The organism is Nostoc sp. 106C, assembly GCF_002154725.1.
GTDB lineage: Bacteria > Cyanobacteriota > Cyanobacteriia > Cyanobacteriales > Nostocaceae > Aulosira.
Map to the genome: position 1 here is coordinate 1 of NZ_MTAW01000057.1, position 995 is coordinate 995.

Sequence of the window (995 nt, forward strand, 5' to 3'; positions counted from 1 at the left end):
AGAATCAAAGGAGACAGGGCAGATAACATCGAAACAGCGATCTCTGCTTATACTGCTGCTTTAACTGTCTTCACTAAGGAAGCTTTACCTGTCGATTGGGCTGCAACGCAAAATAATCTCGCTGCTGCTTACAATGACAGAATCAAAGGAAACAGAGCAGATAACATTGAAACAGCGATCGCTGCTTATACTGCTGCTTTAACTGTCTTCACTAGGGAAGAATTCCCTGTTGATTGGGCTACAACGCAAAATAATCTCGCTCTTACCTACAGCAATAGAATCAAAGGAGATAGGGCAGATAACATCGAAACAGCGATCTCTGCTTATACTGCTGCTTTAACTGTCAGAACCAAGAAAGCTTTACCTATTGATTGGGCTACAACGCAAAATAATCTCGCCAATGCCTATAGCAATAGAATCAAAGAAGACAAGGTAGATAACATCGAAAAAGCGATCGCTGCTTATAGTGCTGCTTTAACTGTCTACACTAGGGTAGAATTCCCTGTTGATTGGGCTGCAACGCAAAATAATCTCGCCAATGCCTACAGCAATAGAATCAAAGGAGACAGGGCAGATAACATCGAAACAGCGATCTCTGCTTATACTGCTGCTTTAACTGTCAGAACCAAGGAAGCTTTACCTGTTGATTGGGCTGCAACGCAAAATAATCTCGCTGCTGCTTACAATGACAGAATCAAAGGAGACAGGGCAGATAACATTGAAACAGCGATCGCTGCTTATACTGCTGCTTTAACTATTAGAACCAAGGAAGCTTTACCTGTTGATTGGGCTGCAACGCAAAATAATCTCGCCAATGCCTATAGCAATAGAATCAAAGAAGATAGGGCAGATAACATCGAAACAGCGATCTCTGCTTATACTGCTGCTTTAACTGTCAGAACCAAGGAAGCTTTACCTATTGATTGGGCTGCAACGCAAAATAATCTCGCCAATGCCTACAGCAATAGAATCAAAGGAGACAGGGCAGATAACAT

Annotated in this window: 1 pseudogene; it reads left to right on the plus strand. The window is 42.3% G+C overall.

The annotated features are described in order from the left end of the window. Positions 1 to 995: pseudogene (locus tag BV375_RS05105) on the plus strand (tetratricopeptide repeat protein); the annotation flags it as partial.